We start from the raw sequence: 7,347 nt of genomic DNA, 5'->3' as shown, positions 1-7,347 counted from the left end.
CCGGTGCAGACCGGATCGGCCTGCCCGCTTATTCGGTGCTCGCCGGTCTCGGCGTCGGTGGCCTTGCGGTTGCCCTGGCGGCACAGCAAACCCTCGCCAACCTGCTCGGCTCCCTGATCATCATGTTCGAGAAGCCCTTCGCCATTGGACACATGATCAAGGTTCAGGGGGTCGAGGGCACGGTCGAAAACGTGGGCTTTCGCAGCACCCGGATCAGAACGGTCCAGAATTCGCTGGTAACCATTCCGAGCAGCCAACTGGTGAACAGCATCGTGGACAACATGGCGCTACGCGAGTATCGGCAGCTCAAAACCCTGCTCAACCTCACCTACGACACACCGCTTGAGACGGTAGAAGGTTTCGTCGATGGGGTGAGAGGACTCCTCAAGGCCGACCCGGACACCCGCAAGGACAACCTCCAGGTATTCCTGTACGAACTGGGACCACACAGCCTGGATATTCTGGTGAACCTGTTTCTCAAGGTGCCGAACCGGGCAACGGAACTCGTCGCCCGCCAGCGTATCCTGCTGGCCATTGTGGCTTTGGCCGAGGCCAGGGGCGTGCAGTTTGCCTTCCCGACGCAAACCCTGCACATCGGGAGCGTGCCGGGAGAAGAGACAAGCACCGCAGCGCAAGGCAACCTGGATGAGACACGGTGACAGCAGCGTCCCTGCCGCAGCCCGGGCTGTCAGCGCCGCCAAAGCGGCTGCAGCCAGTGGTCGAGCGACCATCGACCCGGTCCGTGGAAGATCGTCACCAGCAGCAGGCAACCCCAGAGGACATGGTCGGCAAGGCCGAGCTCGGAGAGTTCCGGGTAGGCGATCACCGCCATCGCATTGACCACGAACAGGCCGGCGGCGCCGAAGCGTGCGGCGAGGCCGAGGCAGAGGAGCAGCGGCAGCAGAAGTTCGCCACCCGTGCCCATGATGGCAGCCACCTGCGGCGACACGACCGGCACATGGTACTCGTTTTCGAACAGCACCAGCGTCGACTCCCAGTCACTGAGTTTCAGCCAGCCTGACTTGAGGAATTGCCAGCCGACGTAGAAGCGGAGGCACAGGTCAAAAAGCGGCGCCAGCCGGCAATCGAACTGGTCGATGGCCTGCCTGGCGAAACCGATCAGCCGGTTCGGCGTGCTCGGGCGGGGATGGACGGGATTGCCGAACTCGGCTTGCGGGCTGGGATTCATGCGGACTCTCCTGAAATGGTGAAAGTGGCGAGCAGACCGAGACCGGCAACACGGACAAGGGTATTGCCGACGTCGAACCGTTCGTCCGTCAACAGGGCTTTTTCAATGGCCTCTGCCAGCGTGGCCTGAGTCGTCAGGGCAGCGATGAAGGCAAACTCGGCCGCACTGACCGTCACGACGTTGACCAGATCGGCGGGGCGGACGACCCACAACCACTGTTGCTGCGGCGCCAAACTGGCCGGCGCGACACCCGACCAAAGCTCGGCGAGCGGCCAGGGCGAGCCGCGCATGCGGAAGGCAGGCGCCAGCCGGAAGCGCAGTTCACCGTGCCGTTCCGCCGGGACGGCAGCCAACGCGGCAAAATCGAACGGTGCGCAATCGGCCGCAGACCATGCCGTCTGAACCTCCCATTCCAGCCGCGCCAGTTCGGGCAGCCAGGGGTTGGCAGCGGCAGCCGGCGTGCTCTGCAGCCAGTCCGCAAAGCCTTCACCGTAGTCGTTGAGGTCGCCGCATCTGCCATCATGGGACAGCGCGAAACGGCAGGCGAGTTCGTCGAAGGCGGCTTCACCGTCACTTGTGGCCAGCCGGGCAACCAGTCCCGGATAGGTGGCGCGCAAGGCGGCGATCCGGTTACCGACGACGTTGCGGTGGTAGGCGGCAAGCCGTCGCAGGCTCTGCTCAGGCGGGCCCCTGAGTTGATCGAGCAGCGGCGCCGCGGCAGCGGGACCGCCGAGAACGGCGGCGGCAAAAGCCCGCTGGACGGCCAGCAGGCCGGCGATCTCAGACGACGCGGGCATGACACGCTCCGAGACAGGCGTTGGCGCGGGCGGCCTCGGCCAGCAGAACTGCCAGTGGCGGGATGTCGGTATCCCACTCGATCAGGGTCGGACGCGGGCCGAAGCGCGCCAGGGCGGCTTCGTAGAGCTGCCATACCGGCGGCTGCACCGGCCGGCCGTGGGTGTCGATCAGGAAGTCGTCGCAATGCTCATATCCGGCGAGGTGGATTTCCCCCACTGCGGCAGCCGGGATGGCGTCCAGGTAGCGGCGCGCAGCGAAGGCGTGGTTGCACGCCGAAACGTAGACGTTGTTGACGTCGAGCAGGATGCCGCAGCCGGAGCGGCGAGCCACTTCGGAAATGAACTCCCATTCGGGCATCGTCGAGTCGGCAAACTCGACGTAGCTCGCAACATTCTCGACCAGAATGGTTCGCCGCAGGGTGTTCTGCACCGCGTCGAGGCGCGCGCAGACAAGGTCCAGCGCCGCCTCGCTGCAGGGCAGCGGCAGCAGGTCATTGAGGTGCCGGCCGTCGACCGACGACCAGCACAGGTGCTCCGACACCGCGACCGGATCGACCCGCTCGACCAGCGCTTTCAGTTTGGCGAGATGCCGTCCGGCATCGTCGCCCGAACCGAGCGACAGGCCGACCCCGTGCAGACTGAGCGGGTAGTGCGCGCGGACGGTTTCCAGGAAACGCAAGGCAGCACCGCCGCAGGCGAAAAAGTTTTCCGAATGGACCTCGAGCCAGCCGGCAGTCGGCCGTCTTTCCAGCAGCTCGGCGTGGTGCGGTGCGCGCAGGCCGATGCCGGCACAGCAGGGCAACGCGGAGGGAAGCGGGCGATGCATGGCTGACTCGGGTCCGTTGGCGCGGCTTAACCCTTCCTATCCTTCATCATCTCTCCTGCCGCCTGCAGCTTGCCGCCCAATTTCTCGCAGCTTCCCTTATCGACGTATTTCCAGGAGTTGGGGTCGTTGTCGATCTTCGACTGGCCGGCGCAGGAATGCTTGGAGTACTTGCCGCCACAGTCGTTCTGACCGGCCTTGGCGATGCCGTAGCACTTTTCCTTTTCGGCAGCGATAACGGTATCCGAAGCGCCGAGCGTGAGCAGGGAAGCGATGGCGGCACTGGCGATGCCGTGAGCGATGGTTCTGGTCATCCGGTTTCTCCTTGAAAGCATGGGTGCATGGGTGATCATTGATCAAGACTGGCGGGAAAACGTGTCCCGTGATTTGGTCGGCAGGCACCGGGATTTCCTTACACCCTCCTGCACCGTCCGGCACAGGTGACTTCCGCTCCTCCTGCAGGGTTGGTCGGACGCGCCGGGGAATCTCCTTGCCACTCGGCGCTGTCAGCCAGCGCTGCGCCGCCGGAGCGCAAGGCGGCCGACTGGCGGGAGTGAAGGCCCACCCGCATGACGGACCGGGATGGTCGAAGGCGATTGTACGCCGCGGGGGTCCGGAACGACCGGATAAGCGATCCCTGCTGCGACGCCCTTGCCCTACTCAGCCTTTTCGATCGTCCCCTTGTCCCGCCGATCGTCTTGCTGATTTGCCAGGCGTTGGATCAGCGCCTGCTCGCATAGCTTGAAGACAAGATAGGCGGCGATCGCCAGCAATGCCTTGAGCCACAGTTCGACAAACTGCCACAGGCCACCTTCCATCAGGGCCAGCAGGCCGTATTCGAGCAGAAAGCTGGCGTTGGCGGCAAGATACTGGACCAGATCCAGCGAGAGTCCGCCGAAGGCCACAAAGGAAACGGTCATCAGCACGTAGGTCGCGAACCAGTGACGGATGAGCCAGCCGAAGCCGCGTGTGCGCCCTTGCATGTTCAGTTGTCGAAATCCATTTCGTTGCGCAGCCCGCCATCAACAGCAGCAGCCACTGCGTCGTCCGGGTCCTTGGCGCGGAGCCGGTCACCCATTGCCACCGCCGGAAGTATGTCCGAGCATGATGGCCGGGGTCAATGCGGCCATTAGCGGCCGGGTGATGACAAAGCCCGGGGCGATGGAGAATTGTCGGCTCGTTCCGCAGGTGGGCCGAAGGAATAAGGCAAGAGTGTTACCCGCGCATGACAAGACCGTCGGCAACTGCCGCCACGACGCCGGGCTCGCCGCTGAAGCGCCTAGCTGGCGCATGATTCGGTCACCGGGCCACTGCCTTGGGCAGGATTCGGGCCGTTCATCCGATGTCGCGCTTCCCGGCGGGGCCGGGTCTGGCCTGTTCTCCTGACTTCCCCTATGATCTCCGGGTTGGCCCGCCATCCGCTGCGCCAAACTGGACTGCCATGAGCTTTCCCTGCATCTGCCGAGGCATCCGCCTGCTCGCGCTCGCCGTTCTGCTCGCCGGCTGCAGCGTGCCGTTGCGACCCGACCTGGCGCGCATGTACCGTGTTGCCGCCATCTCGCCGGACGACACGCCGGTGATTCTGATTCCCGGCTTGTTCGGCTCGAAACTCCGGCAGCGCTCAAGCGGCACCGAAGTCTGGCCCGGCGCCTGGAACCGCGTGCTCTTCGCCGACTACAGCGATCTGGCAGTCAGATTCGACCCGACCACACTGGCGGTCCAGGCGGACGACCTGGAAGCCCGACATTGCCGAGGAAGTCCTGGGCAGGGACTTCTATCGCCCCATCGTGGACATGCTCGTACGTTTCGGCGGCAATGTGCGAGCGCGCCCGGGAACGCCAGCGAAGAAGGGACAGCGGCACTATTATCTGTTCCCCTACGATTGGCGACAGGACAACGTGGAGCAGTCCAGGGGACTCGACCGGCTGATCGACACCATACGTGCGGACTACGGCAATCCCGAACTGCGCGTCGATATCGTGGCGCACAGCATGGGTGGACTGATCGCGCGCTACTATCTGCGCTTCGGTCCGGTCGACGTCCTCGACGGCACCCCGTCGCTGATCACCTTGTATGGCGCGCAGCGCGTACGCAAGCTGATCCTGCTCGGGACGCCGAACTTCGGAGCCGTCTCGGCGCTGCACGCCTACCTCGAAGGCGAGCCGGTCGGCTTCCGGCGCCTGCGCCCGGAAGTGCTCGCCACGATGCCGAGCGGCTATCAGCTCTTTCCGCATCCTCTCGCCGACTGGCTGATCGACACGGCGGGACGCGCCCTGCCGGACGACCTGTTCGACCCCGGAACCTGGGAACGGTATGGCTGGAATGTCTACGACCCTGCTGCCCGGGCGCGCATCGATGCGCAGCGGGGCACCGATGGCCCGGATTACCGCCTTGCCCTGCAGAGGTATTTCGCGCTCCGCCTCGAGCGCGCCCGCCGCTTCATGTGGATGCTGTCCACTCCCGAGCCGGCCACGCCGATCCGCTACGTCCTGTTCGGCGGCGATTGCGCGCTCACACCGGCACGCATCGCGCTCGAGGACGACGGCGGCGTGCCTCGCACACGCCTTAGAGCGGCAGATGTCAGCGACCACGCAGCGGCGGCCATGCTGGCGGAAGTCATGCTGGAACCCGGTGACGGACGTGTCACCAAGCCCTCGCTGCTCGCCCGCGAGACGCTTGACCCGACCGCCCCGCAGCATGAGGAAAGTGTCCTGCCGATAGCCTACTTCTTCTTCCTCTGCGAACAGCATGACCAGCTCACCGGCAACGTCAATTTCCAGGACAATCTGCTGAACGTGCTGCTGACCCGAAATCTGCCTTGGGAGCAAGTCAGCGACCGTCCGGAAGAGCGCTGACGAACTCCTCCGAGGCGATCGACCGGGCACAAGCCAGGAAGGCACGCCATTCGCCGCCCTGTCGCGCACCGCCGGTCGCGCAGTGGCACGACAGGGCTTGCCCTTTGCACGAGCGTTCCGGGCGTCATGCATTTGGATCATGCAGGATTTCCCGGTAGATTACCGCACCTCCGCAGTACGAGCGCGATATGGACTAAACTCCTGGAGAAAAGAATGGCCACCGGCAAGACCGCCACCTTGAGCTTTCGCATCGCGGCCTGAAGGAGATGCTGCGCGCCGCCGCCGGGCAGGAACACCGCAGCCTCGCCAATAGGGTGGAGGTGATGATTCGGGAGTATTGCGGGCGCAACGGCATAGCTGTTGCGGACCAGCCGCCGCTTGAGGCTGGCGGTACAGGCGTCAAGATGGGACAACAGAAAGCACTGAGAACCAAGTCAAAATCATGAGCAGCATTTCACAACCCGCCGCCGTCATCGTCCAGCAAGGCAAAGTGCTGGATTTCATCGACGGCCAGACTCAGCGCGAGGAAACCCCAGAGGAATACGTCAGGCAGGAGATCGCCAAGTCCTTGGTGCGCGAATACGGCTACCCGAAGAAGGACATCGCCGTCGAATTCACCTTGCGGCTCGGCAGCCGCAAGCCGCGTGCCGATCTGGTCATCTTTGCCGCTGATGCCGAGCACGCACAGGAGGCCGGCTACATCATCGTCGAATGCAAGGCGCAGAGCGTCAAATCCAGCGACCGCAAAGAAGGGGTTGGCCAGTTGCACAGCTACCTATCCGCCTGCCCGAATACCGCCTACGGCATGTGGACCAACGGCCTCGAACGCTTCTGCTACCGCAAGGCCGTCAAGACTGGCCAGATCGTCTATGAGGAAATCCCCGACCTGCCCAGCCACGGCCAGACCGATGAAGATGCAGAGCGGCCCCGCTTCGACCAGTTGAAACCCGCAACTTCCGATGCGCTGCTGTTTGCCTTCCGGCGTTGCCACAACTACATCGCCGGCAACCAGGGCTTGCAGAAACCCGAAGCCTTTTGGGAACTACTGAAACTGATCTTCTGCAAGATTCACGACGAGCGCGATTCCCCCGAGGTCGAATTCTTTGCCGCCGCCAACGAGCGCAGCGGCATCAATGGCCCGCTCAAGGTCAAGGCCCGCCTCGACAAACTGTTTGGCGAAGTGAAGAAGGATTACCCGACGATCTTCCCGGCCAACGAGGCCATTGTCCTGAACCCGCCCGTGCTGGCTTACCTCGTCAGTCAATTGCAGACCTGATTAGCAATGATCGTCAGCCGGGCGCGCTGGGTGAGCCCGGCGAGGCTTATCCTGCACTCTGTCACCACAGGGAGCACCGCCATGGCCATGAATCGAATTCAGTTTCAACCCGGTTTGTCGATGCCGGAGTTCACCCAACGCTTTGGAAGCGAGTCGCAGTGCGCCGCCGCTTTGGAGGCGGCGCGGTGGCCGAAAGGGTTTTCCTGTCCGCGCTGCGGTGAGCGCGCTCACTGTGTGCTGCGCGGGGGGTCGTGCAAGGTGTTTCAGTGTCAGGCCTGTCGGCATCAAACCTCGCTGATCGCCGGGACGGTGTTTCAGGGCACCAAGCTGCCGCTGACCGTGTGGTTCCTGGCGATCTACCTCATCAGCCAGGCCAAGACGGGTCTGTCGGCACTGGCGCTGAAGCG

General features: G+C 64.0%; 9 protein-coding genes and 1 pseudogene. 5 read left to right on the top strand and 5 right to left on the bottom strand.

Going from position 1 to position 7,347, the window contains the following annotated elements:
* A partial coding sequence (locus JNK99_RS07820; RefSeq protein ID WP_291851011.1) for a mechanosensitive ion channel family protein occupies positions 1-659 on the top strand: 659 nt, incomplete at its 5' end.
* A 29-nt stretch (positions 660-688) separates the two neighbouring features.
* Here the strand turns inward: JNK99_RS07820 and JNK99_RS07815 are convergent.
* The 5 genes from JNK99_RS07815 to JNK99_RS07795 all read right to left on the bottom strand — a co-directional run bounded on the left by JNK99_RS07815 (position 689) and on the right by JNK99_RS07795 (position 3,792).
* Positions 689-1,189 carry a DoxX family protein gene (locus JNK99_RS07815; RefSeq protein ID WP_291851009.1) on the bottom strand — a complete coding sequence of 167 codons (501 nt, stop codon included), beginning with the start codon at positions 1,187-1,189 and terminating at the stop codon, positions 689-691.
* Positions 1,186-1,986: a DNA-binding domain-containing protein gene (locus JNK99_RS07810; protein WP_291851007.1), complete on the bottom strand. Its 801-nt coding sequence runs from the start codon at positions 1,984-1,986 to the stop codon at positions 1,186-1,188. Before JNK99_RS07810 ends, JNK99_RS07815 begins: the two co-directional genes overlap by 4 nt.
* On the bottom strand, positions 1,970-2,812 hold the full coding sequence (locus JNK99_RS07805) for a DUF692 domain-containing protein (RefSeq protein WP_291851005.1): 843 nt from the start codon (positions 2,810-2,812) through the stop codon (positions 1,970-1,972). Before JNK99_RS07805 ends, JNK99_RS07810 begins: the two co-directional genes overlap by 17 nt.
* A gap of 26 nt (positions 2,813-2,838) precedes the next feature.
* Complete coding sequence (locus JNK99_RS07800) at positions 2,839-3,123, bottom strand: DUF2282 domain-containing protein (RefSeq protein ID WP_291851004.1); 285 nt, start codon at positions 3,121-3,123, stop codon at positions 2,839-2,841.
* Positions 3,124-3,465: 342 nt separating this feature from the next.
* Positions 3,466-3,792 carry a hypothetical protein gene (locus JNK99_RS07795; RefSeq protein WP_291851002.1) on the bottom strand — a complete coding sequence of 109 codons (327 nt, stop codon included), beginning with the start codon at positions 3,790-3,792 and terminating at the stop codon, positions 3,466-3,468.
* An 810-nt stretch (positions 3,793-4,602) separates the two neighbouring features.
* Between JNK99_RS07795 and JNK99_RS07790 the strand changes: the two genes are divergently transcribed.
* The 4 genes and pseudogenes from JNK99_RS07790 to JNK99_RS07775 all read left to right on the top strand — a co-directional run.
* Positions 4,603-5,664 carry a hypothetical protein gene (locus JNK99_RS07790; RefSeq protein ID WP_291851000.1) on the top strand — a complete coding sequence of 354 codons (1,062 nt, stop codon included), beginning with the start codon at positions 4,603-4,605 and terminating at the stop codon, positions 5,662-5,664.
* 213 nt (positions 5,665-5,877) lie between these two features.
* Positions 5,878-6,110: pseudogene (locus JNK99_RS07785) on the top strand (hypothetical protein).
* Positions 6,107-6,940 carry a type I restriction enzyme HsdR N-terminal domain-containing protein gene (locus tag JNK99_RS07780; RefSeq protein WP_291850998.1) on the top strand — a complete coding sequence of 278 codons (834 nt, stop codon included), beginning with the start codon at positions 6,107-6,109 and terminating at the stop codon, positions 6,938-6,940. The pseudogene JNK99_RS07785 and the gene JNK99_RS07780 overlap by 4 nt, the downstream one beginning before the upstream one ends.
* 81 nt (positions 6,941-7,021) lie before the next feature.
* A partial coding sequence (locus tag JNK99_RS07775) for an IS1595 family transposase (RefSeq protein WP_291851013.1) occupies positions 7,022-7,347 on the top strand: 326 nt, incomplete at its 3' end.

Origin of the sequence: Accumulibacter sp., from assembly GCF_016789985.1 — a bacterium.
Classification (GTDB): Bacteria; Pseudomonadota; Gammaproteobacteria; order Burkholderiales; family Rhodocyclaceae; genus Accumulibacter.
Note: the sequence above shows the minus strand (reverse complement) of the source record. Positions and strands in the feature narration are given on the sequence as shown.

Bases quoted from the DNA above. Each gene is read 5' to 3' on its own strand.
- JNK99_RS07815 (WP_291851009.1), bottom strand. From the start codon at position 1,189: ATGAATCCCAGCCCGCAAGCCGAGTTCGGCAATCCCGTCCATCCCCGC.
- JNK99_RS07810 (WP_291851007.1), bottom strand. From the start codon at position 1,986: ATGCCCGCGTCGTCTGAGATCGCCGGCCTGCTGGCCGTCCAGCGGGCT.
- JNK99_RS07805 (WP_291851005.1), bottom strand. From the start codon at position 2,812: ATGCATCGCCCGCTTCCCTCCGCGTTGCCCTGCTGTGCCGGCATCGGC.
- JNK99_RS07800 (WP_291851004.1), bottom strand. From the start codon at position 3,123: ATGACCAGAACCATCGCTCACGGCATCGCCAGTGCCGCCATCGCTTCC.
- JNK99_RS07795 (WP_291851002.1), bottom strand. From the start codon at position 3,792: ATGCAAGGGCGCACACGCGGCTTCGGCTGGCTCATCCGTCACTGGTTC.
- JNK99_RS07790 (WP_291851000.1), top strand. From the start codon at position 4,603: ATGCTCGTACGTTTCGGCGGCAATGTGCGAGCGCGCCCGGGAACGCCA.
- JNK99_RS07780 (WP_291850998.1), top strand. From the start codon at position 6,107: ATGAGCAGCATTTCACAACCCGCCGCCGTCATCGTCCAGCAAGGCAAA.